The organism is Myxococcus xanthus, from assembly GCF_006402735.1.
Classification (GTDB): domain Bacteria; phylum Myxococcota; class Myxococcia; order Myxococcales; family Myxococcaceae; genus Myxococcus; species Myxococcus xanthus_A.
The window spans coordinates 3842874-3865271 of record NZ_CP017174.1; the positions used below are offsets into that span (position 1 = coordinate 3842874).

Below are 22398 nucleotides of genomic sequence, written 5' to 3' on the forward strand. Positions count from 1 at the left end.
TGATGGGTGTCGACGCGATGACGTTCTACCGGCTCGCGCGCGGGCTGAAGAAGCGGGGCGTGCCCCTGCTGCCAGCCGTGCTGCGCAAGGCCATCTACTATCTGCACAGTTCGTACATCCCCGAGGACGCGGAGATCGGCGAGGGGACACAACTGGGCTACGGCGGCATTGGCGTGGTCATCCACAAGGCCGCGCGGATTGGACGCCACTGCCTCATCTCGCAGCAGGTGACCATCGGCGGGCGCTCGGGCATCGAGGGCGCTCCCGTCATTGGTGACTACGTGCGCATGGGCGCGGGCGCGAAGATCCTGGGCAACATCCACATCGGTGACTTCGCCGTCATTGGCGCCAACGCGGTGGTGGTGAAGGACGTGGCGCCGGGCACCGTGGTGGCCGGGGTGCCCGCGCGGGTCATCCGGCAGGACCCGGATCCGCTCGGGACGTACCAGCGCGAGATGGGGCAGCTGCCGCCCCGTGTGTCGCTGGTGTCCGTGCCGTCGTCTTCCACGCTGCGCCAGTAGTCCGCGGGAGTCACATCGATGCGCGTGCTCCTCGTCGGGGATTACCCGCCGCCGCATGGTGGCGTCGCGGTTCATGTTCAACAGCTTCATGGCTACCTGCGCGGCCGCGGGGTCGACGTGAAGGTGCTCGATATCGGGAAGGGGGGCCGGCCGGCTCCGGATGTCATCCCGGCTCGCGGCGCCGCTCCGTTCGCCCTGCGGCTCGCGCGGCACGTTGCCACCGGCTGGACGATTCACGCCCACACCAGTGGCAACAACCCGAAGTCCTGGGTGCTGGCGGGAATGGTGGGAAGCCTGCCCGGGCCGAAGTCTCCCCGGGTCATCACCCTCCACTCCGGACTGCTGCCGGACTACCTCGCCGCGTCCGGCACGCGCCAGAACTTCGCGCGCGTGGCGCTGGCGGGCTACGCGCGGGTGGTCGCCGTGTCCGACGCGGTGAAGGCCGCGCTGGTGGGCTGCGGCGTGTCCGCGGAGAAAATCGACGTGCTCCCGGCCTTCTGCCCCTCGCAGGTGCGGCCGGGGCCCGTTCCATCGGCGGTGGAGGCCGCGCGCTCCCGGCGGCGGGTGCTGCTGTCCATGGCGCACCACCCATCGCCCGTCTACGGGCGCGCGCTGATGTTCCGGGCCTTACGCGAGCTGGCGCAGGCGTGGCCGGACGTGGGCCTGGCGCTCTTCGGTCCGGGCCTGGAGTCCGAGGCCTTCATTCGCGACGTCCGCGAGGCGCGTGTGGCGGGCCACCTGGAGGTGCTGGGGGAACTCGAGCACTCCGCGGCGCTGGGGCTCATCTCGCGCAGTGACGCCTTCGTGCGGCCCACCACACATGACGGGGACTCCATCTCCGTGCGCGAGGCGCTGACGCTGGGAGTGCCCTGCGTGGCCAGCGATGTCTGCGTCCGGCCCGAGCCCACCCGCGTGTTCGCCGCGGGCAATGCCGGGGAGCTGGCGCGGGTGATTCGCGAGGCCGTGGCGGCAGGGCCCATGCATGTGCCCCAGGTGGATGCGGGGCCGGAGCTGCTCTCGCTGTACGGGGAGTTGTCCTCCAACAACGGTTTGAAGTCGTCAAACGAACAAGGTTCAGGCCTGGGGGAGACGAGACATGCGGCGCAGTGATGAGCTGGACCTCGCGCGCAGGGCACTGCGCGGACGTGACCTGGTGGTGTTCTCCAACGACTGGGATGGGGACCCGCTGTCGAAGGTCCACATCATGCGGATTCTCTCCCGGGAGAACCGCATCCTCTGGGTGAACAGCATCGGCAACCGCGCGCCGAAGGCCAACGCGCATGACGTGAAGCGCATCTTCGACAAGCTGGGCCGCTTCACCGAAGGCGTCCGCGAGGTGGAGCCCAACATCCACGTGCTGTCGCCGCTGGCCATTCCCTTCTATGGCTCGGAGCTGGTGCGCGGCGCCAACCGGCAGCTGCTGCGGCTCCAGGTGCTGCGGGCGATGAAGAAGCTGGGCTTCCAGAAGCCCATCTCCTGGAGCTTCCTGCCCGCGTCCGCCCCGGTGTCCGGCACGCTGGGCGAGGAGTTCGTCATCTACCACTGCGTGGACGAGTTCTCCGCCTTCAGCGACACCAACGGCCGCCACATCGCGGAGCTGGAGGAGCGGCTGCTCAAGCGCGCCGACCTCTGCATCACCTCCGCGGAGCGGCTGCGTGAGAACAAGGCCCGCGTCAATCCTCGCACGGTGCTGGTGCGGCATGGCACCGACTTCACCCACTTCGTGAAGGCGTGCGACCCGGCCACGACGATTCCCGCGGACATCGCCCGTCTGCCCAAGCCCATCATCGGCTTCTTCGGGCTGGTGGCGGACTGGGTGGACCAGGAGGCCATCATCGCCACGGCCCGCGCCCACCCGGAAGGCTCGGTGGTCATCATCGGCAAGACGACGCCGGACTGCGACGACTCCGCGCTGCGCGCCGAGCCGAACATCCACATGCTGGGCCGCAAGCCGTACGCGGACCTGCCCGGCTACAGCAAGGCGTTCGACGTGGCGCTGATGCCGTTCAAGGTCAGCGAGCTGACGCTCAACGCCAACCCGCTCAAGGTGCGTGAGTACCTGGCGTCCGGCCTGCCCGTGGTGTCCACGGACCTGCCAGAGGTCCGCAAGGTGGGGCTCTGCAAGATTGCCAAGGACACCGGGGACTTCGTGCGCAAGGTGGACGAGTGTCTGGCGGACAAGCCCGGTCCGAACCGCGAGCGCGCCGAGCGCATCTTCGGCGAGAGCTGGGACGCGCGCGTGGATGAGATTCGCCACCACGTGGGCGCGGCGCTCATGGCGGACGGCAAGCCGCTCTGAGGTACCGCCCGCCTAGGCGCGGGCTTCGCGGCCCGCCAGCGCCCGCTCCAGGTGGGCGTAGCGGCGGGCCACCCGCGCGTAGTCCGCCGGTGCCACGGTGGGCTGCGCGTGGGTCCGCGTGAGGTCGGCCTTCGCCTCCAGGTACTCGGTGGCGGAGACGCCTCCGTCCTGTTCCATCAGGCGCGCGGCGTCCGCGTCCGACAGGCTCAGCGGGATGCCCAGGCGCTCCTGCATCTGCTGGCGCAGGGCGTGGTCCAGCTCCGGCAGCAGTTCCTTCTCCACCTTCGCGCGGCGCATCAGCCAGCCCATGCTGCGCACGTACTCCAGCGCGGACCGGTGCCGCTCCACGCGCAGCGGGCGCGGCGCACCGAAGCGTGTGCCTCGCGACACGACGTAGAGCAGGCCCACCGCCAGCACCTGCGCCGCGAAGACCCAGATGCCACGGGAGAAGGGGGGCGGCGGCGCGAGCTGGTGGTGATACTCGTCGAACAGCAGGGGCCCGCGGGCAGCCAGCGCTTCCCAGAAGCGCAGGTTGTCCAGCAGCTCCAGGCGCCGGTTCTCCAGCAGGTCCGAGCCAGCCAGCACGTACACTTCGCCCTTGCCCATGCCCCTGCGCCACACCGCCACCGCGCCACCCAGGCCGGCGACGGGCACGGCGTCATCGTGGCCCATGCGCAGGCCCCGGTCCTGGGAGACTCGAAAGCGGGAGAGTCCGTGCAGGGGGCCCACGGGCAGCCACACGTCCACGGTGGTTCCGCCCACGTCGGACAGTGTCGAGTCCAGGCCGCGGCTGCTCGCCGGCATCATCAGCCCGGACTCCAACTGCAGCCACCCCTCGAGCGCCGCTTGATTCTTCCCCAGCTCACGGGGCGACAGGTACACCAGGGTGCCGCCCTCGTTGATGAAGCGTTCCAGCTCGGTGACTTCTTCCGTCGTCACGGGCCGGCCCTCGGGCGCCGCCAGCACCAGGGTTCGCGTGTCAGGCGGAATGGCTTCGAGCGGCGAAAGCAGTGTGTCCACGGCCCGGCCCCCCTCGCGGAGGTACAGATAGAGCGCGCGAGCACCCTGCGGCGCCGTGTTCTCCACGGTGGGCACCGGGGAGTCAGGCGCGTCCGTGCGCGTGGACAGGCCCATCGCCAGGGCCAGTGCGATGAGCACTCCGAAGAAGACGACGGCCCGGGGGTTCGTCACCGTGCGCCCTCCGTGGCCAGGGTTCCGTTCAGCGACTCGACCTCGGTGACGAAGCGGGCGGCGTCCTCTGGCGCCACCGGCGCGAGCGAATAGAAGGTCCGGTCGTACCAGCCCATGAGCCGCTCCACCTCTCGCACCAGCGCCGCGGGAGCGCCGCGGCCCGGTAGCTCCGCCGCCAGCTCACGGTTCGTCCGCACACGGTCTGGCCGGGCCAGCCGCTGCTCCTCCAGTGAGGACAGCAGGCTCAACAGGCCTTCCCGGATGGCTTCGCGTGCATCGGTGGAGAGCGCCGCGCGGGCCCTGCGCAGGTGCTCCGCCGGAGAGTCCAGGACCAACGGCTCCGCGCTCGTCGCGGAGGATGCGGAGACCCGCGCCGCCCTGCGTCCACGCCTCGCGCGGAGCCGGAGCACGCCCCACAGGATGAGCGCGAGCGCCAGCCCCAGCATCACCGCGCGCGTAGCCACCGCGAAGCCCTGGGCCTCCCTCGATTCGAAGAGGCCCTCCAGCCACGCTGTCACCTCCCGCATGATGCGCTTCAGTGCATCGCCGTGTCGCTGGCGCGCGCGGGCGAACTCGGGCCTGTCGAGGATGGCCTCCAGCCGCTCGGGTTCTGTCGGTGGAGGAGAAACGGCGTTGGGATTGTTCGCCAGCGCCTGGACGTCACAGGCCTCCTTCAGGAAGCGCGCGATCTGCTCCGCGCGCTCGGGCGTGGTGTCCCCATCCTGGGCGGGAGGCAGCGGGATTCCGCCCAGGCGTGCTGACAGCGTGCTCACTTCATCGGCGAACCCGGCGGGGCGGTGTTCGGCCGTCTCGCGCAGGTCCAGGGTGATGTCCTCGCGCTCGGCGCAGGGCAGGGAGGCCAGCAGCAGGAGGAGGGGCAGGCTCGGCACGGTGGAGTCCAGGGGGTGCCGTCAGACGGCGGGCGTCTTCGTGTTGAGCTGGTGCTCCAGGTCCAGGGCTTCGCGGCGCACGCGCATGTCCAGGTAGAAGAGCGCGCAGAAGACGAAGTTGATGGGCGTGAAGAAGGACTGCGCCACCGTCTGCAGCAGCTCCACGGGCACCAGCAGCAGCTGCGGCGTGCGGGCCATGGTCCCCGGGTCGAAGGGACTGCCGTAGGGCATCATCACCAGCCACGACGGCAACCCGGAGACGAGCTGGACGGAGATGAGGATGAGGCTCACCACGGTGAAGAGAATCATCGCCCGCACCATCACCCGGCCCATGAAGCCGGGCTCCACCCGGCCCGACAGGAGCTGACCGGAGCGCTGGAACGTCTCCCAGGCGCTCAGGTCCTCCATGGCAAGCACCGGGGGGACCAGCAGGAAGCGCAGCATGTACCAGAGCGCCGCGGCCAGCAGGCCCAGGCTCGCGAGCACTACGCCGACCACACCCAGGACGACGGCCAGGGTGTTGGAACCCGAAGCCACTCCGACGGCGATGCCGATGACCGCCAGGATGAACCCGGGCAGCATGAGCGCCATCGTCACCAGCGCGGACCAGCCGAGCGACAGCAGATACACCCCCGTCAGCGTGCCCAGCCGCGAGAAGCTCCGGCGCAGGGCATCCGCGGGGCGGACCGGCTCTCCCAACTGGGAGGTGAGGACGTAGCGGGACGCGGCCAGGGTGGCCAGCCAGTACGCCCAGACGAGGAACAGGAAGAGGCCCATCCACAGCGCGATGGTGATGCTCGCTTGCGGCAGCATGACCGCCGGGTCCAATTGGGCGCGCGACTCCGCGTCTCCCATGTAGAGCAGTGGCGCTAATCGCTGACCAATCACCAACGTCGCCTTGGTCACGATGTAGTTCACCAGCGTGAAGCCGAAGCTCAGCAGGAAGAGGGGCTTCAGGTGGGAGCGCCAGAAAGTGGCGGCTCGGTCGATCATCTCCCCCATGGCGAGGGGGCGCAGCGCGGCGGCAGCGGGAGTGGATCTCACGGGGTGCGCAGCATATCCCGCCCGGCGCACGCGGCCAGCAGGCTCCGAGCCGCCGCGGTGGGGTCGTCGGCCTCCAGGACGGACGAGATGACCGCGAAGCCCGCCGCGTCCGGCAGCGTCACCGCGCGCGCGGGGGTGATTCCGCCCAGGGCCAGCGCGGGAAAGGGCAACGCCGCGGCCAGGGCGCTGAATCCCTCGGGTCCAAGAGACGGCCGCGTGTCCCCCGGCTTGGAGCCGGGAGCGAACACCGGGCTCACCAAGGCGAGGTCCGCGCCCCGGGCCGCATGGGCCTCCGCCACGTCATGGACGGCGGCGCTGATCCACCTCCCCGCGGGAAGGTGCGGGCGGACGTCCATGGGGAAAGGGCCATGGGCGGGAAGGTGGACATGGGCGCCGACGAGCAGCGCCACGTCGACCCGCCCATTGATGAAGAGCGGGTTGCCTCGCGGGTGGCACAGCGCGGCCAGCTCCCGCGCCTCGTCGAGGAAGCGGCGCCCGGTGGCCTCGGGGTGGCGGTGCTGGACGGCCACCCCGGGCCCGGCGTCGAGCGCCCGGGTGAGCGCCCACCTCAGCCGCTCGGGCGGCAGGCGCCAGTCGGTGATGACGACGAGCCGAGGAAGGGTGGAAGGCACCACCGTGCGTACCCGGCCGTCAGTGGTGGACGAGCCCTTCAATCGGGCTGGACGCGGAGCCGTAGGCCTTTCGGGGGATGCGGCCCGCAAGGTATGCGTCGCGGCCGGCCTCCACCGCCTTCTTCATGGCCACGGCCATGCGCACCGGGTCCTGCGCGCCGGCGATGGCGGTGTTCATCAGTACCGCCTCCACGCCCAGCTCCATGGCGATGGCCGCGTCGGACGCCGTGCCCACGCCCGCGTCCACGATGACGGGGACCTTCACCGTCTCCAGGATGAGGCGGATGTTGTGCGGGTTGCGGATGCCCAGGCCGCTGCCGATGGGCGCCGCCAGCGGCATCACGGCCGCGCAGCCCGCGTCCTCCAGCTTGCGGGCGGTGATGGGGTCGTCGCTGGTGTAGGGCAGCACGGTGAAGCCCTCCTTCACCAGGATGCGGGCCGCCTTCACCGTCTCCTCGACGTCCGGGTAGAGCGTCTTCTCGTCGCCGAGCACCTCGAGCTTCACCCACTTGCTCATGCCCAGCTCCTCCGCGAGCCGGCAGGTGCGGACCGCGTCATCCGCCGTGTAGCAGAGCGCCGTGTTGGGGAGCAGGCGCAGGCGGTTGCGGTCAATCCAGTTCATCAGCGACGCCTCGCCCGTGGCCTTGAGGTCCAGGCGGCGCACGGCCACGGTCACCATCTCCGTGCCGGAGGACTCGTGGCAGCGCTTCATGATGTCGTGGCTGGGATACTTCCCCGTGCCGAGGATGAGCCGGGAGCTGAACGTCACTCCGGCGATGGTGAAAGGCTTGTCCTGGATGCTCATGTGCGGACTCCTGGCTAGCCGCCGCCGACGAAGGTGACGATTTCCACGCGGTCTCCCGCCTGGAGGTGGTGTTCGGGATGGCGGGCGCGGCGCACCACCTCCGCGTTCACTTCCACGGCGACGCCGGGGCCGCCCACTTGAAGCGACTCCAGCAGCGCCGAAAGGGTGGTGCCTTCCGGCACCTCGCGCGTCTCTCCGTTGACCCAGACCTGCATGGCCTCACGGCTCCTTGCGACGACGGGGACCTGGGCACGCACTACAAGGGTGACTCCGCGCTGTCAACGCGCTCGCCGGCCCATGCGCCCGCCACCGTCACCGGTATACTCGGGGGCATGCTCGTGGCTTCTCGCCGGCACATCGCGCTCGCACTGCGTGTCGCGGCGAGGCCAGGGGAAGGGCGCACCTGTGAAGTGCTGGGACTGCCGGGGGCGCCGGACGGCGGTGACGCGGGGCCCGTGCCCACGTGGTGCGGGGACATCCAGCCCATCATGGCGGCGAGTTGCGTGAGCTCGTGCCACGGCGCCGATACGAGCAGCAGCGGCGTGACGTCATTCCGCCTGGATTATCTCGCGCCCGAGGATGGAGGTGTCCCGGGCGCGCAGGCGATGGCGGCGCGCATCCAGGCGCGAGCGTACGTGTTCCAGGACATGCCGCCTCCGGGGAGTCCGGTGCCCATGCCGACAGCACAGGAGCGCGAGCACATCGCGCGGTGGGCGCGAGAAGGCGCGCCGCTGTGCGCGGACGCTGGCTCCGAAGAGGTGCCCCGTGACGGTGGCGTGGGCGGCGGTCTCTAGCCGTTCTTGCGGTTGGGCCCGGTATCTCCGTTTTCTGCCCTTGTTCCCTGGTAGGGCAGGCGGGCGGCCATGCGCCCCGTGGTCCGCCGTGTGCCCCTAAGGCATCCGTGTGCGCCAGACAACCCCTGTTCAAGGGCAGGGGGAGCACCCAGTTTCTGCCCAACGCCGGGGGAAACGCTCTCTCGGCCGCAAGTGAGTGAGGGGGAAACCTTCTCCCGTTTCCACGTGAAAGGAGCAGGAACAAATGCGCAAGCTCATGATGGCGGTCACTGCGGTTGCGGGTATGTCGTTGGTCGTCACTGGCTGCAGCAAGCGCGACAACGTCGAGTCGCAGCGCCAGGACGTCGCCGAGGCTCAGGTGGAGGCGCAGCAGGAGACGGCGGAGATCCGTCAGGACGCGCGGGAGGACATCGCCAGCACGCAAATGGAGGCCCAGGAGGACATCGCTGGGACGCAGCGTGAGGCCGCGGAAGAGGTCGCCAGCGCGCAGCAGGACGTCCAGGACGAGCGCCAGGACCTGGCCGAGGCCGAGGCTGATCGACGGGCGGACCTGAATGATGACATGGCCCTTGGTGGCTCCGGCGCGGCGGGTGCCACCGCTGCCGCGAGCAGCGTCAGCGGCCGCGTGCTCTCCACCGGCAGCGATGAGCTGACCGTGGTCGACACCAGCAACAACAAGCAGCTCGAGCTGAAGACGAACGACCAGACGCGCATCCTGCACAACAACCAGCCGCTGAAGCTGGATGACATCGAGGAGGGTGCCCAGGTCCGCGCCTCGTATGTCCAGGACGGTAAGGACTTGGTGGTTCGCGAGCTGACCGTGACGCAGCCGGTGCAGAAGAAGAAGTAGTCAACGCGTCGAGCGCAGCGGGCGTCTCGTTTCCTCACGGGCCGCTCAGGGACGGCCTCCGCTTCGGCGGGGGCCGTTTCCTTTTTTCCCTGAATCCGTGCTGGGAGGTTGGAAGGGTGTGTCGGACGTGGGTGGTAGGAGGGATGCGTGAGGTTTTCTCACGCCTTCCCAACCCAGGGGAGGACTTCCTGCCCAGGAGGCATCACCCGAGATGTCCACTCACCCCCCAGAGCCACCCGCTTCAAAGCCGTTCATCCTCTTCACAACCGGGGCCACGGCGTATGAGTTGATCCGCTACCTCGGGGCACGGGGCTCCGGAGAGCTGCTGCTCGCCCGGCGGCACTATGCGGGCGTCCCCGGCGACCTCGTGCTCATCAAACGTTTGCAGGACGTCGGCGACGCGCAGGGGCGCGCGCGCCTGCGCGAAGAGGTCAAGCTGCTGATGCGGCTCAGCCACCCGGCCATCGTGCAGGTGTTCCTGGTGCGGGTGCATGAAGGATTGCCCCATCTGGTCATGGAGCACGTAGACGGAAAGTCGCTGGAGACGCTCATCAGCTACGCGGCCCTGCGGCGTCGGCCCTTCTCAGAAGCGTTCGCCGCCTACGTGGGCGCGGAAGTGGCGGATGCGCTGCACCATGCCCATGCGCTGGAAGATGCCCGGGGCCGTCCGTTGGGCATCGTCCACCGGGATGTGTCGCCGCGGAGCCTGCGTCTGGACGCGCGGGGCCATGTGAAGCTGTCTGACTTCGCCATGGCCTGGGCGAAGCTGCCGGGGCGCATCGTCACGGAGACCCATGTCGTCCGGGGCGACCTGGCCTATGCCTCACCGGAAGCGCTGGCGCGAAAGCCGCTGGACGGCCGCGCCGACCTTTTCTCCCTGGGGGTGGTGCTGCTCGAGGTGCTCACCGGCTTGCACCTGTTGGATCTGGAGGACGTGGAGCGGGCCGCGCTTGCCGCGGGGCCGCTGCCTGACGCGGAGGTGCTGCTGGCGGAGGTGCCCAGCTGGCTGCCCGCGCCCTTGATGGCCGCGCGCATGGCGTGTCTGGCTCCGGCGCATGTGGAACGCGCCACCCAGGGATTGTCCCCGGCCATGCGGGCCATCCTCGGCCGGCTCTTGCGCCGGGAGCCTTCAGAGCGCTTCCAGTCCGGGCAGGAACTGGCGGACGCCCTGCGCGCCGTGTTGGCCGGTCAGGGGTATGCCTACGGACCGACCGAAGCCGCGCGGGAGGCCACCCAGGTCCGCCGCGACGCCCGCTGCCGCCGGCAGATGGCGGATGTGCTGCGCTGGGAGGACTCCGAGCGTCCGGAGGCCCCGCCGCGCACGACATCCGGGTCGGGGCCTTGAGGGACGGCGGAGGCAAAGGGGTCGGGGCAGGGACCTTGAGTGAGCACTGGGACACGGGTGGTGCTTGTTTCGCGCACGCGGGTGGGCAGACTTGCGCGCATGGGTGACGTGAAAGAGTTCCACCAGCGGTGGTGCATCGCGGACGGCCATGCGGATTCCCTCATGTGGAACCGCGACCTGTGTGCACGCTCTGAAGAGGGCCATGTGGACTTCCCCCGCCTGCGGGAGGCGGGGGTGAAGCTGCAGTGCTTCACCATCGTCACCCGGGGCTTCCCCTTCATCGGAGGCTTCCCGGTGTTCGCAGCGTGGCGTGGGTGGCCCCGGGAGGCCCGGGCGAGCGAGTGGACCCGGGCGCTCTGGCAGATTGAACAGATGGCATCCTTCTGTGCGCGCTCCGGGGATGCCGCCCGCATCACCACCACCGGCGCCATGCTGGAGGACAACCTCGCGCAGGGGCGGCTGTCCGCGGTGCTGGGCGTGGAAGGGGGGCACGCCATCGAAGGCCAGGTGGCGCGCCTGACGGAGCTTCACCAGGGTGGGGTGCGCTTCATGGGCCTCACCCACCTGTCCAACAACGACCTGGGCGGCTCTTCCTTCCCGATGATGGGCAACCGGGGCCTCACACCGCTGGGCCGGGATGTCATGGAGGAGATGGCCCGGCTGGGCATGAGCGTGGATGTGGCGCATGCCTCGGAGTCCACCCTCAAGGACCTCTTCACCCACCCCTCGGTCCGGTTCTTCTGCTCGCACACGGGCGTTCGCGCGGCGGGCGGCGGCTGGCGCAACCTCTCCGACGAATCCCTGCGCTTCATCGCGGACCGGGGCGGGGTGGTGGGCATCATCTTCGCCCCCGTCTATCTGGGCGGTGACACCGTGGATGACGTGGTCCGGCACATCGAGCACGCCGTGGGCGTCATGGGGGAGGGCGGGGTGGGGTTGGGCTCCGACTACGATGGAATGGTGCCGCTTCCTCGTGGCATGAAGGATGTCACCGGGTTGCCTTTGCTCACCGAGGCGCTGTTGCGCCGCCATCCACCGTCCTGGGTGGAACGCGTCATGGGTGGAAACTTCCGTCGTTTCTTCCAGGAGACACTGGGTGGTTGACCGGCGGCGGGACGCTCGAAATATTGGCTGGTGCCCATGAACCGCTCACTTCTTGCACTCGTCCCGTTGATTGGCTCTCTGCTCCTCGCTGGTTGTGGCCCGAGCGCGGGAGGCGACTGCGACGGAGGCGGCTTCGTCTGTCAGGAGCGGGTGCTGGCGCTGGAGTGCCGGGGCGGCACCTGGCGTGAGTTGCCCTGCCGGGGCCCGTTGGGGTGCCGTGAGTCGTCGGAGGCCGTGCGGTGTGATACGTCCAACAACGTCGCGGGGGACGCCTGTGCCTCCAGCGCCGAGGGCACGGGGCTGTGCCGCGCGGACGGCCAGGCCGTGTTGGAGTGCCGCCAGGGCGTGTTGATGGAGACGGCCACCTGCTCCGCCTGCACCGTGGAGAACAGCCAGGTGACGTGCCAGCCCTGAGGTTGGCGCTGGCCGGGGTGTCAGTCCCCTCGCCTCGAATCGTGTGGTAGCCTCGGCGCGCCGCTCGCGGGACTCCGATGCGACTTCCGATTCAAGCCTTTGGAGCCTGACCCGCGGTCGTTTCACTCTTCCCCGAGCGGCGCTTCCTTTCCCAAGCCCGGGCGCCCGGGGAGGACGTGCACACGATGGCCGCACTGGCGGAAGTCCGCGTCGAACAGGTCGCCCGCGAAGACCTGGTGATGTTCGTCAACGCCTGCTTCTCCTGCACGGGGCAGCGGGAGTTCTACGGCGACGCGCGCGGCCAGTCCGTCTCCATCGAGTTCCTGCACCAGTACATCCTGGGCAACTACCGCCGGCTCTACGCGCGAACGCTCGCGGCGGGCATCAACCACTTCAATCAAGCGCAGATCATCCTCAACCTGCTCGCCAGTGGCAGCCCAGCGGATGCCCGGGACAAGGCGGAGGAGGGCGCGCTCATCGCCGCCGCGCTGCGCGCCCTGCCGCCCCAGCGGGCCTTCCGTGTCCTGGAGTCCCTGCGCGGCCGGCGCATCAACAATCGCCGGGCGCGGGCGATTGTTCGGGACTACGTGCACGGTCGCGCCAACCTGGCCTTCGACGCCGTGAAGTACCGCTCCAAGCTGCGCGCCGCCGTGTCCCACGGACACCTGAAGCTGGAGGGAGAGCTGGGGCCGTTCCTCTTCCGTGGCTGGAAGAAGCGCTCCTTCACCCAGCCCTTGCTGGAGACCTTTCGCCGCGCGCACTACACCCACGAGGCTCTGTACGAGCTGCCCTACACGGTGGCGGAGGGCCTGGCGGTGAAGCACGGCATCTCCCGCGAGGTGTTCCTCCGGCGCATCGAGCCGCGCCTCACGGCGGCGGAGCGCCTGCGCCTGCAAGAATCCGCGGCGCGCGAGCGCGGGACTCCGCCCCCGGTGGACCTGGGGCGGGCATCCCTGACGAAGTTGGCGCTGTATGTCCTGGCCCTGTCGCTGGAGGTTCGCCGGGAGCGCCACGCGGAGCTGCACGCCGCGCTGGAGCAGGCCGCGGCCCGCGTCCTGCGCAGGGCCCCGTCGCCGTTGCAGCGGGTGGCCGCGATTCTGGACAACAGCTATTCGTCGTCCGGGTCGCTGGAGAAGCGCCGCCGTCCTCTCGGTGTGGCACTGGCCACGCACTACCTGCTGTCCGCTGCCGCCCGGGAGTACCGCGCGTGGTGGACGTGCCCGGTGGAGGAACCGCTGCTCGTCAGTGCACGAGGGCAGACGGACATCGCCACGCCGCTGTTGGAGGCGTTGGCCTGGGGCGCCGACCTGGTGGTCATCGTCTCCGACGGCTACGACAATGATCCGCCCAAGGCGGTGGCCGAGCTGACACGCGTGTTCCGCTCGAAGCTCGACCCGGAGCGCCACACGGCGCTGGTTCATGTCAATCCGGTGTTCGATTCGGAGGGGTATGCCCCCCGTTCCTTCGGTGCGGCCGTGCCCACGGTGGGGGTCCGGGACGCGGAGGACTTGCCCACGGTGCTGGGCTTCGCGCGCTTCGCGGAGGGGGTGGCGTCGCTCTCTGAGCTGGAGGCCTACCTCGCGTCGCGCGTGGGCGCGATGTTGCAGCGGGACGCCGGGGGCCGGCAGGGCCATGACGAGGGGCGCCGTCAGGATGCGCCGCCGGCGGAGGAGGGCGAATCATGACGGACGCACGGCTCATTCAACGGCTGGAGCCCGCGGGCCTGCGGTTGGCTCCGTCTCAGGTCTGCGGTGGCATCCGGTTGGTGCCAGTCTTGAGGGACGAGGTGCGTGGCGACCTCCGCATGACCTTGCGGACGTACGACGACGTGGCCGCGGTCGTCTCGGTGAAGGGTGGGCTGAAGGAGCCAGGCCTCAAGTACATCTCGTATGTTCCTCACGGCCTGGTCATGACGTGGGGAAACCGTCAGGCGGAAGCCGTCTATGGAACGCAGCTGCAAGCCGTGGATGGGAAGAGCCTGAGGGCTGGCCCCTTCTCCATCCGGCTGCTGCACCGGATGGTGCACCGTGAGGACCGCCGCCAGCTTCGGATGCTCCCGTTGCATCTGGCCATGGAGGGCTTCCTGTCCTTGCAGTTCGGCGGGCCGGAGATTGCCTGGGCCGAGTATTCACGCGAGGGCCTCTCGCGAGGCCTGGCCCCTCGCTCCGAGAGCTCGGTCCCTGGGTGGGCATCGCCAATGCTGGATGGGGCGCTGCGCACCTTCGAAATCCATCCGCGGCAGGTGGGTCTGCTGCTGTTCAACGCGGACGTGTTGCTGTCGGCCTTCGTCGTCGCGCACCCGGATGACTACCGCGCGCTCCACAGGACATTGGTGGAGGACTTCTATTGCGACCTGCTGCTCCAGTACGGATTCCTGGGGGACGCGCCCGAATTGGGGCTCACCCTGGATGACGCTCGGGTGTCCAGCTTGGAGGACTTGCGCAACGAGGTGCACCGCATGCGCCAGGACTGGGCCGACTTCCACGGTTTCATGGCCGGGAGCCTCTTCGGTGCCAGCCTGTCGTCCACCCCTGTCTACAAGGCGGGCGGTTTTCTCCTCCAGCGCTTCCACACCTCGCTGGACCCGGCAGAGGAGAACCACATCGGCGAGGCCATCGTCGGTACGGACGGCACCCTGGAGTACCTCAAGACGTATCGCTTGTCGGCGGCCCAGACGCGCCGGGCTTACCTCTTGTCACAGCTTGCCCAGTGCGAATGGCATCTGGAGGACACGGCGGAGCGTCTGCGCACCACGGCCAGCGACCTGTCCCTCCGCCTGCGAAACGCCGGATTCGGCTATCTCCTCAAGGACTCCGTCCTCGAAGCCGCCCAGCGGAAGCCTCGCCGCTGAGTTCTCGCGCGGCGGTGTTACTCCTCGGGCTTCGCGGGCGGCGGCGGCGCATAGCCTGTGGCGGCCATCCGCTGCCCGCTGCGCTGATACATCTCCGCGGGCATGTCCTGCACGCCGGTGCCGTCAATCCATCGATTGTAGAAGTTGAAGAGCGCGCACACCGTCACGGTGTCGAAGAGGGCTTCGTCCGTCCACCCGGCGTCCTTCAAGCGTGCGATGTCCTCCCGTCCCACCTGCGCCGCACGGTGGTTGAGGGTGTCCACGAAGGCAAAGAGCGTCTTCTCGGCCTCGGAGATGGGGGCTGTCGCCACGTCCTCCAAGACTGCTTTCACCATGTCGGGATTGCCCAGCAGTTCCGCCGCGACCGCGGCGTGAGAGCCCGTTCAAAACAAGCATTGGTTGCCGCGCGATGTGTACGCGGCAATCAGCTCTCTCAGTCCGGGCGACAGCGGGGAAGGTCCCCGCATGACTTCATGGGTGAAGCGGGACAGGGCCTCGCCCAATCGCGGCTTGTACGCGAACAGGTGCCAGATCTGCGGGACGGGAGAGCCCACCTCTCGGGCCATGCGAATCAGCCGGCCGTAGTGGCCATCGGATTCGCGGTCCTCGACGTCCTTCAGATGCATGCGGTCCACGGCACCCTCGGCGGCAGCGGGCTGGAATGTCCAGCCCGCATGCTCGCATGGGCCACGGCGTGCCACCAGCCTTCGCTCAGGCGCTGGGCCCCTGAAGCGACGTCAGGAAGGCATCCAGCACGGCGTTGACCCGATCGGGCTGTTCCTGGTTGGCCAGGTGCCCCGCATCCGGAATGACCTCCAGCTTCGCTCCGGAGATCAGTCCGGCGATTTCCTTCGCCTTGGCCAGCGGGGTGAGGGCGTCGTGCTCGCCCACGACGACCAGTGCCGGGCCCGCGTACCGCGCCAGCATGTCCTTGCTGTCCGGACGCAGGGCCATGCCGCGCAGCGCGGCCGCGACGCTCGCGGGCGAGGCCGCGCGCATCAGTGCCGCCACTTCCTGGGCCACCGGTGAGTCCGGTCCCGCGGCCACCATCTTGGGAAGCATGGCCTGGATGATGGGCTCCACGCCGGCCTCCAGCGCCTGGGTCGCGGAGGTCTCCCGGCGCGCCTTGCCCTCCGCGTCGTCCGCGGTGGCCTGCGTATCCATCAACACCAGCCCGCTGACGCGGCCCGCATCCTCGCGCAGCAGGGCCATGGCGGCGTAGCCCCCCATGGACACGCCACCCACCACCACGGTGTCCAGCTTCAGCGCGTCCAGCAGCGCCAGCGCGTCACGCGCGATGCGGGACATCTCCGTGGGGCCGTCGCCCAGCGCGCTCTCACCGAAGCCTCGGATGTCCGGGATGATGAAGCGGTAGCGCCCCGACAGCGCCTTCACCTGTTTGTCGAATGTGCTGCCATTCAGCGGAAACGCATGCAGCAGCAGCACGGGCGGGCCCTTGCCCTCGTCCCGGTAGTGCAGGGGGACGCCATCCACGGCGACGGTCAGCATGTTTCCTCTCCTCGCGAAAATGTCAGAGCCACTCTTTGTGCTTGAACCAGAAGATCATCCCCACCGGCAGCGCGAGAATCGACGCCCACATCAGGTACCAAGCGCCGTTCGTGTAGAGCCGGTCGAAGTTCTGCCCGAAGAATCCGACGATGCAGGACAGCGGCAGGAAGATGGTGGCGAAGATGGTGAGCTGCTTGGAGATATCGTTCGTTTTGTTCGCCACCATGGACAGGTAGCCGTCAATCACGTTGCCGATGATGTCGCGCCCGGCATCAATCTGCTCGTACAGCCGCACCAGATGGTCGTACACGTCACGGAAGTAGAGCGTCGTCTTCTCGTGGACGTGGGGGATGCCTCGCCGGGACAGCAAGCCCACCACGTCGCGCTGGGGCGACAGCACTCGCCGGAACGTCACCAGCATCCGCTTCATGGCGAAGATGCGTTGCAGGTGGGACTTCTCCGGCTTGTCGAAGATGGCGATCTCCAGGTCCTCGAGCTCATCGCTGAACGCGTCGAGGATGGGGAACTGCGCATCCACCAAGGTGTCCGCGAGCATGTAGAAGACGAAGTCCGTCCCGCGGATGAGCGTCGCCTGCGGGTCGTCCTTCACGCGGCGCACCACGGTGTCGTGGCCAGCGAAGGGGAGCTCGTGGACGCTGATAAGCCAGTCCTTCGCCAGGAAGAAGTGGTGCTCGTGCAGCGTCAGTTCGCAGATGTCCTTGCCCGTGACGGTGAATCCCTGGAGTACGACGAACTGGTGGTTGGGGTATTCCTCCAGCTTGGGCCGCTGGTCCAGGTGGAGGCAGTCCTCCACGGCCAGCTTGTGCAGACCGAACCGCGCGGCCAGCCGGGCCAACACCTCCTCGGTCGGATGCAGGACGTCGATCCACTTCCGGCCGTCCTCGCCCAGCAGCTCTTCACCACCGGTGAGAAGTTGACCGTCCTTCACAAGACAGACCTGAATCATCCCGTAGCGCTCCCAAGCCAGCGGCATGGCCCGCATGCGAGTGCTAGAACTCCCCCGCGCGGAAGTCGAGCGCTAGAGTGTGACACCCGTGTCTGAAGCCGCTGAGACCCCCCAGGCCTCGCTGTCCGCGAGGCTCGAAGAAATCCTCCAGTCCCATCCGGATCCGGCGTTCGCCGGCCGCCTGCGCAAGGTGTACGTCGCCACCGCGCACGCCATCTCCCGGCTGAGCGACCTCGACCTGGTGCGGTACGAAACGCCCGTCGTGGATTCCTCGCCGGACCTCTCCTTGTGGGAAGAGATGGCGCCCGTCATCCGTGACACGGTGATGGACGTCAACGGCCTGCTGAACGTCATCCGGGAAGAGTTCCCCGTGCCGTCCCCGGGCGGCGCGAGCGCGCAGGCCCCCGTCGGCATCCTCCAGGATGCGATGAGCCAGATTGCCCAGGGCATCACCCAACTGGGCGAGGCCATGCGCAATCCGTCGGTCGTGAGCGACCGGTGGACGCTGCTGGCGGAGATTCAGCGCATCCGCGCGCGCTTCCGCGAGCAGATGAGCAACCTGGTGTTCGAGTCCGCGAGCCTCCTGGGCGAGGTGACGCGGGCCCAGGTGGTGCCGGGCTACGCGGCGGAGGTGAAGGCCGCGGTGACGGTCCGCGCCATCACCGCCGACCTGGGCCGCATCCTCACCGCGCGCCTGAAGAAGGTCCGCGATGCGGAGGCGCAGGACGTGCAGTGGAACGCCCAGCAGCTCCAGACGGAAATGGACGCCTTCGGGCGCACGGCCGCGTACCGGAATCTGCGCGCGCAGGACAAGCGGCACATCGTGGAGATGCGCGCCGAGGTCGGCCGCCTGGCCATCCTCCCGAACCCGTCCCGCGCGGAGTTGGTGACGGTGGTGGAGGCCCTGGACACCTTCGTCCAAGGCCTGTCCGCGGTGAACCAGCGACAGCTGCTCATCATCCATGACCGCGAGGTGTGGGCGTCGTGTGGCGTCCGGCTGGAGCGCGCCATGTCGCTGGTGGGCTCTGACCCCGCGGGCGCGGCCCGGGCCCTGGCCGAGGCGGCCGGCAGCGGCCAGTCCCTCTACGGCCGTGCGACGGAGCTGGATGCCTTCCTGCGCAAGGCGCGCAAACTCCAGGTGGGCCAGCTCCCGCCCGACGAGCTGCGGTCCACCATCGTCACCTTCCAGGGCCTGCTCGCCGGTCTGGACGTGATGTGATGAAGGCGCTCCTGAAGGCGCGAGTTCCGCGCCCGCTTCGCGAGTCCGACCTGTCCCGCGTGGAGGGCATCTTCACCGACGTGGATGGCACGCTGACCACGGGCCACAAGCTGCGCTCGGACACGGTGCGGGCGCTGGAGCGCCTGTCGTCCGCGGGCCTGCGCGTGGTGCTGGTGAGTGGCCGCCCGGCGGGCTGGGGAGAGGCCTGGGCGCGGCAGCTCCCCGTGGACGGCGTCATCGTGGAGAACGGTGGCCTGTTCTTCCTGAAGGGCGCGCATGGCCGGCTGCGGAAGGTCTACGCGGAGGCGCCGGCGGAGCGGGTGGCGAACCGGCGGAGGCTCCAGTCCGAGGTGGCCCGGGTGCTCAAGAAGGTGCCCGGCGCGCGGCTGTCCATGGACAGCGCGTACACGGAAGTGGACCTGGCGGTGGACTACAACGAGGAGGCCCGCCTGGGGGACGCGGGGGCGGACCGCATCGAGTCCCTGTTGGTTGCGCGAGGCGTGACGGCCGTGCGCTCGTCGGTCCACATCAACTGCTGGCTGGGCCGCTTCGACAAGCTGAGCGCCACGCGGCGCTTCTCGCGGGCGGCGTGGGGCGAACGGCTGGACCCACGTGACGGCCGTTATGTATACGCGGGGGATTCTTTCAACGACGCCCCGATGTTCGCCGCCTTTGGACTGGGCGTGGGCGTGGCCAACGTGCGGGCCGTCCTGGACCGCATCGAGGCGCCACCTGCTTTCATCACCCGGGCGCCCGAGGGGCGGGGCTTCGAGGAACTGGCTCGCGCCATCCTGGCCCGGAGGGGCCGCGGCGCGGCCCGTGAGGAGTGACACCGTGAATGTCGTGAAGCTGGAGCTGGCGCGCGGACTGGGGCGCCACCTGCGCGCGGGGCACCCGTGGGTGTTCCGCAAGGCGCTGGAGCACGTGCCGAAGATTCCGGCCGGCAGCGTGGTGGACCTGACGGAGAACGGGAAGTTCGTGGCGCGCGGGTATTACGACCCGCACTCGGCCATCGCCGTGCGCGTGCTCACGCGCGACTCGCGCGACACCGTGGATGCGGGCTTCATCACCCGGCGGGTGCGTCAGGCCCTGTCCGAGCGCACGGCCCTCATCGACCTCACCGACACGGACAGCTACCGCCTGATTCATGGCGAGGGCGACGGCCTGCCGGGCGTGGTGGTGGACCTGTACGCGGGCTGGGCGGTGATGAAGCTGTACTCCGCGGGCCTCACGCCGTACCGGCCGCTCCTCATCGAGGCGCTGAAGGCCGGCGTGCCCGGGCTCAAGGGCATCATCGGCCGTGATGAGGTCGGCCGCGACGACGTCGACGAGGACGAGGGCCGCGGCTCCGGGAAGATGCTCTACGGCCACGAGGCCCCGGAGCTGATTCCCATCCGCGAGCGCGGGGCCACCTTCCTGGTGGACGCCTGGAAGGGGCAGAAGACGGGCTTCTTCCTCGACCAGCGGGAGAACCGCTACCTCATCCGGCGGCTGGGCAAGGGCCGCGACGTGCTCAACTGCTTCAGCTTCAGCGGCGGCTTCTCCGTCAACGCGGCGCTGGGCGGGGCCAACAGCGTCTTCTCCGTGGATCAGGATCCGGACGCCATCGCCCTGGCCCGGGAGAACTTCACGCGCAACGGCATCGCCGCGGAGAAGCACGACTTCCTGGCGGCGGACGTCTTCAAGATCATCCAGTCCTTCAAGGACGAGGGCCGCACCTTCGACCTCATCATCCTGGACCCGCCCGCCTTCGCGAAGACTCAGCGCGCGGTGCAGGCGGCCATCGACGGGTACGCGTCCCTCAACCGGCAGGCGCTGGGCATCCTCCGGCCGGGCGGGCTGTTGGCCACTGCGTCGTGCTCGGCGCGCGTGAGCCCGGAGGACTTCATGGGCGCGGTGCGCGAGGCGGGTTTCAAGGCGGGCGTGGACCTGGCGCTCGTCGAGGAGCGCTACCAGCCGCCGGACCACCCGGTGCGCCTGCAGTTCCCGGAGGGGAAGTACCTCAAGTTCTACGTGCTGCAGTCCGTGTAGCCCGCCGACGAGAAGCGCGCGCTGAAACGCAAGAGGCCACGAGGTTCATCACCTCGTGGCCTCCGCTGTTTCCCGGTAGGGAAGGGTGCCTCAGAAGTTGCCGGCTCGGCCCTCTTCGAACGGGACGCGGTGGTTCAGGTACGTCTCCGTCAGCGAGTGGGCGCCGCTGAACATTCCCTTCTCTGAGAAGTGGTGCACCTGCGCGCCCTTGCCAGCGTCGCGGAACAGGTCACCCGGCGTCCAGCCCTTGCTGCCCTGGCCGAAGATGACGGGCACCGGGTCCTTGTTGTTGACGTAGTGCACGTAGTTGGGGCCGTCCGGGTAGGTGGTCGCCGCCGCGCCGAAGGTCTCCACGTTGACGCGGCTGAGCAACTGCTCCACCTGCGCCTTGGACATCCCATCTTCGATGCGCAGCCGGTTGCCGACATCCTTCAGCGCGCGCGAGGTGATGAGGCCGCCGTGGCTGTAGCCCACCAGGTGGATGTCACGGCCCGCCTTCAGCTCGGAGTAGACGATGTCCGACAGCGAGTCGACCGCGGGATTCTTGCCCTTGTTCAGCTTGTCCTTCGCGGCCTGGATGACGTCCGCAATCATGCCGGACGTGGCGTTGTGCACGCCGATGGCGCGCATGCCGGTGCTGTTCGCGAGGGCCTGCAGCTCGCGCGCCTGGCCGTCCTTGTTGGTGCTGATGCCGTTGACGTAGACGACCGTCGCCGTGGCGTTCGGGTTGTTCGCAGGAACGAAGGCGGGCACCTGGTTGAGCGGCGTGTTCGGCTCGAACGTCTGGCCGCCAGCGCCCACCAGCTTGCCGTCGAAGACCTTGTCCTTGGAGCCCGCGGGCGCGGTGAAGACGCCACCGACGGCTTGCGTCTGCGCGGAGCGGCTGTCGAAGCCATCCACCACGACGCCGCGCTGAGCGGCGCCACCCGTCACGGGAGGCTGCACGGTGTTGGTGGCAGGTGAGCCACTTCCACGAACGCGGTCGGCAGTGCTGCGAGAGGTCTGCGCGATGCTGTTCCGTCCGCGCTGGATGGTGCTCATGGGGTGGGGGCTCCTGCGGAATCTGGGGGTGTTTCCGCATTGTCCTCGAATCCACCTGGAAGTTTCCTGCTGGCGAAGATTTTGCGTGAAATCGTGTGTGGGTTTCTGTCGGATGGTGCGTGTGGGCGGGTGCGCAAGGGGGGAGGGGTTAAGGTGGGGCAATGGTCCAGAAAGGTCAGTTCCTCGAACGTGCGACGCTGGTGCCGGTGGGCTCGGAGGTCATGGAGGGCACCACGCATCGGGGAAGCCGGGCGCCGCCGCTGCTCGTGATTCCGCCCCGGCCGGACGAGGGGGGCGGCATGGATCACGTCATCGCGGCGGAGCTCGTCTGGGCGGCGGCGAACGCGGGTTTTCCGACGCTGCGCTTCAACCACCGGGGGGTGGGGGCCAGCCAGGGCAAGCGGGGCAGGGACTTGGAGTTGCTGGCGGACGCGGAGGCCGCCATGCGGATGCTGCTGGAGAACGCAGGGGTCAACGCGCTGGCGGTGGCGTCACTCCACGGGGGCGCCCAGGTGGCCCTGGCGCTCCAGGCGAAGCACCCCGCCGTGGGAGGCCTGTGTCTGGTGGCCCCGGCCCTGGTGGCGCCGGAAGTCCTGTCCCGAGTGACATGCCCGCTGCTGGTGGTACAGGGCGAGGAGGACTCCCGGTTGCCTCGGGCCGCCGTCTCCGCCGCTGTCGCTCGGGCAGGAGGCGACTTAGAGGTCATCGACGATGCCGGACCTACCTTCCAGCGGAACCTTCCTCAGGTCGGCCGAGCTGTCGCGGCCTGGCTGCGGCGGCTCTCCGGCGGATGACCGATGTAGCGCAAACCATCGTATTTCATCACGTTTCTCCTCCTTGCCGCCCTTGCACGCAGGGAGAGGGGACATCCAGACTGTCGGTGCAGACCCA

Annotated in this window: 25 protein-coding genes; 14 read left to right on the top strand and 11 right to left on the bottom strand. The window is 69.0% G+C overall.

The window, feature by feature from the left end; translation table 11 throughout:
* The first annotated feature begins 2 nt into the window (after positions 1-2).
* From BHS09_RS16275 to exoP, 3 genes are read left to right on the top strand one after another with little or no spacing between them, the layout of a single operon-like run.
* Positions 3-521: a serine O-acetyltransferase gene (locus BHS09_RS16275; protein ID WP_140796472.1), complete on the top strand. Its 519-nt coding sequence runs from the start codon at positions 3-5 to the stop codon at positions 519-521.
* 18 nt (positions 522-539) lie between these two features.
* Complete coding sequence (gene exoO / locus BHS09_RS16280) at positions 540-1631, top strand: spore coat polysaccharide biosynthesis glycosyltransferase ExoO (protein WP_140798321.1); 1092 nt, start codon at positions 540-542, stop codon at positions 1629-1631.
* A complete protein-coding gene (gene exoP / locus BHS09_RS16285) occupies positions 1618-2820 on the top strand; it encodes a spore coat polysaccharide biosynthesis glycosyltransferase ExoP (protein ID WP_140791117.1) in 1203 nt (400 codons plus the stop codon). Before exoO ends, exoP begins: the two co-directional genes overlap by 14 nt.
* 12 nt (positions 2821-2832) lie before the next feature.
* Here exoP and BHS09_RS16290 read toward each other — a convergent pair whose 3' ends face one another.
* The 6 genes from BHS09_RS16290 to thiS are packed head-to-tail and all read right to left on the bottom strand — an operon-like array spanning position 2833 to position 7597.
* The gene (locus BHS09_RS16290) at positions 2833-4011 is read right to left on the bottom strand and encodes a DUF4350 domain-containing protein (protein ID WP_140798322.1); all 1179 of its coding nucleotides are present in this window, start codon (positions 4009-4011) and stop codon (positions 2833-2835) included.
* Positions 4008-4901, bottom strand: a complete 894-nt coding sequence (locus tag BHS09_RS16295; protein ID WP_140798323.1) for a DUF4129 domain-containing protein — start codon at positions 4899-4901, stop codon at positions 4008-4010. Before BHS09_RS16295 ends, BHS09_RS16290 begins: the two co-directional genes overlap by 4 nt.
* A gap of 21 nt (positions 4902-4922) precedes the next feature.
* Positions 4923-5945, bottom strand: a complete 1023-nt coding sequence (locus BHS09_RS16300; protein WP_140798324.1) for a hypothetical protein — start codon at positions 5943-5945, stop codon at positions 4923-4925.
* The gene (locus tag BHS09_RS16305) at positions 5942-6580 is read right to left on the bottom strand and encodes a thiamine phosphate synthase (protein WP_140798325.1); all 639 of its coding nucleotides are present in this window, start codon (positions 6578-6580) and stop codon (positions 5942-5944) included. Before BHS09_RS16305 ends, BHS09_RS16300 begins: the two co-directional genes overlap by 4 nt.
* 16 nt (positions 6581-6596) lie before the next feature.
* The gene (locus tag BHS09_RS16310) at positions 6597-7382 is read right to left on the bottom strand and encodes a thiazole synthase (protein WP_140791122.1); all 786 of its coding nucleotides are present in this window, start codon (positions 7380-7382) and stop codon (positions 6597-6599) included.
* A gap of 14 nt (positions 7383-7396) precedes the next feature.
* The gene (thiS, locus tag BHS09_RS16315) at positions 7397-7597 is read right to left on the bottom strand and encodes a sulfur carrier protein ThiS (RefSeq protein ID WP_140791124.1); all 201 of its coding nucleotides are present in this window, start codon (positions 7595-7597) and stop codon (positions 7397-7399) included.
* 117 nt (positions 7598-7714) lie between these two features.
* On the opposite strand from thiS, the gene BHS09_RS16320 reads away from it, so the two are divergent.
* From BHS09_RS16320 to BHS09_RS16350, 7 genes are all read left to right on the top strand, one after another.
* Positions 7715-8176, top strand: a complete 462-nt coding sequence (locus BHS09_RS16320; RefSeq protein ID WP_237080382.1) for a hypothetical protein — start codon at positions 7715-7717, stop codon at positions 8174-8176.
* Between the two features lie 244 nt (positions 8177-8420).
* Positions 8421-9026, top strand: coding sequence for a hypothetical protein (locus BHS09_RS16325; protein WP_140798326.1), 606 nt, complete (start codon positions 8421-8423; stop codon positions 9024-9026).
* A 211-nt stretch (positions 9027-9237) separates the two neighbouring features.
* Positions 9238-10371, top strand: a complete 1134-nt coding sequence (locus BHS09_RS16330) for a serine/threonine-protein kinase (protein ID WP_140798327.1) — start codon at positions 9238-9240, stop codon at positions 10369-10371.
* A gap of 99 nt (positions 10372-10470) precedes the next feature.
* Positions 10471-11475: a dipeptidase gene (locus BHS09_RS16335; protein ID WP_140798328.1), complete on the top strand. Its 1005-nt coding sequence runs from the start codon at positions 10471-10473 to the stop codon at positions 11473-11475.
* Between the two features lie 36 nt (positions 11476-11511).
* Positions 11512-11889 carry a hypothetical protein gene (locus BHS09_RS16340; RefSeq protein WP_237078337.1) on the top strand — a complete coding sequence of 126 codons (378 nt, stop codon included), beginning with the start codon at positions 11512-11514 and terminating at the stop codon, positions 11887-11889.
* 185 nt (positions 11890-12074) lie between these two features.
* The gene (locus BHS09_RS16345; RefSeq protein WP_140798329.1) at positions 12075-13574 is read left to right on the top strand and encodes a hypothetical protein; all 1500 of its coding nucleotides are present in this window, start codon (positions 12075-12077) and stop codon (positions 13572-13574) included.
* Entirely contained in the window at positions 13571-14740 is a 1170-nt protein-coding gene (locus BHS09_RS16350) for an ARPP-2 domain-containing protein (protein WP_140798330.1), read from the top strand. Before BHS09_RS16345 ends, BHS09_RS16350 begins: the two co-directional genes overlap by 4 nt.
* Positions 14741-14757: 17 nt before the next feature.
* On the opposite strand, the gene BHS09_RS16355 is transcribed toward BHS09_RS16350, so the two are convergent.
* From BHS09_RS16355 to BHS09_RS16370, 4 genes are all read right to left on the bottom strand, one after another.
* On the bottom strand, positions 14758-15075 hold the full coding sequence (locus BHS09_RS16355; RefSeq protein ID WP_237080383.1) for a carboxymuconolactone decarboxylase family protein: 318 nt from the start codon (positions 15073-15075) through the stop codon (positions 14758-14760).
* Positions 15076-15123: 48 nt separating this feature from the next.
* A complete protein-coding gene (locus BHS09_RS16360) occupies positions 15124-15366 on the bottom strand; it encodes a carboxymuconolactone decarboxylase family protein (RefSeq protein WP_216609412.1) in 243 nt (80 codons plus the stop codon).
* 85 nt (positions 15367-15451) lie between these two features.
* A complete protein-coding gene (locus BHS09_RS16365) occupies positions 15452-16249 on the bottom strand; it encodes an alpha/beta fold hydrolase (RefSeq protein ID WP_140791138.1) in 798 nt (265 codons plus the stop codon).
* 22 nt (positions 16250-16271) lie between these two features.
* A complete protein-coding gene (locus tag BHS09_RS16370; protein WP_140798331.1) occupies positions 16272-17252 on the bottom strand; it encodes a magnesium transporter CorA family protein in 981 nt (326 codons plus the stop codon).
* A 43-nt stretch (positions 17253-17295) separates the two neighbouring features.
* Here BHS09_RS16370 and BHS09_RS16375 point away from each other — a divergent pair, with 43 nt between their 5' ends.
* From BHS09_RS16375 to BHS09_RS16385, 3 genes are read left to right on the top strand one after another with little or no spacing between them, the layout of a single operon-like run.
* Positions 17296-18435: a hypothetical protein gene (locus tag BHS09_RS16375; protein ID WP_140791142.1), complete on the top strand. Its 1140-nt coding sequence runs from the start codon at positions 17296-17298 to the stop codon at positions 18433-18435.
* Positions 18435-19265, top strand: coding sequence for an HAD-IIB family hydrolase (locus BHS09_RS16380; protein WP_174260552.1), 831 nt, complete (start codon positions 18435-18437; stop codon positions 19263-19265). Before BHS09_RS16375 ends, BHS09_RS16380 begins: the two co-directional genes overlap by 1 nt.
* Before the next feature lie 4 nt (positions 19266-19269).
* Positions 19270-20466, top strand: a complete 1197-nt coding sequence (locus BHS09_RS16385) for a class I SAM-dependent rRNA methyltransferase (protein ID WP_140791146.1) — start codon at positions 19270-19272, stop codon at positions 20464-20466.
* A 90-nt stretch (positions 20467-20556) separates the two neighbouring features.
* On the opposite strand, the gene BHS09_RS16390 is transcribed toward BHS09_RS16385, so the two are convergent.
* Positions 20557-21507, bottom strand: coding sequence for a hypothetical protein (locus tag BHS09_RS16390; protein WP_140791148.1), 951 nt, complete (start codon positions 21505-21507; stop codon positions 20557-20559).
* 161 nt (positions 21508-21668) lie between these two features.
* Here BHS09_RS16390 and BHS09_RS16395 point away from each other — a divergent pair, with 161 nt between their 5' ends.
* The gene (locus BHS09_RS16395; RefSeq protein ID WP_140791150.1) at positions 21669-22301 is read left to right on the top strand and encodes an alpha/beta hydrolase; all 633 of its coding nucleotides are present in this window, start codon (positions 21669-21671) and stop codon (positions 22299-22301) included.
* Positions 22302-22398: the final 97 nt, after the last annotated feature.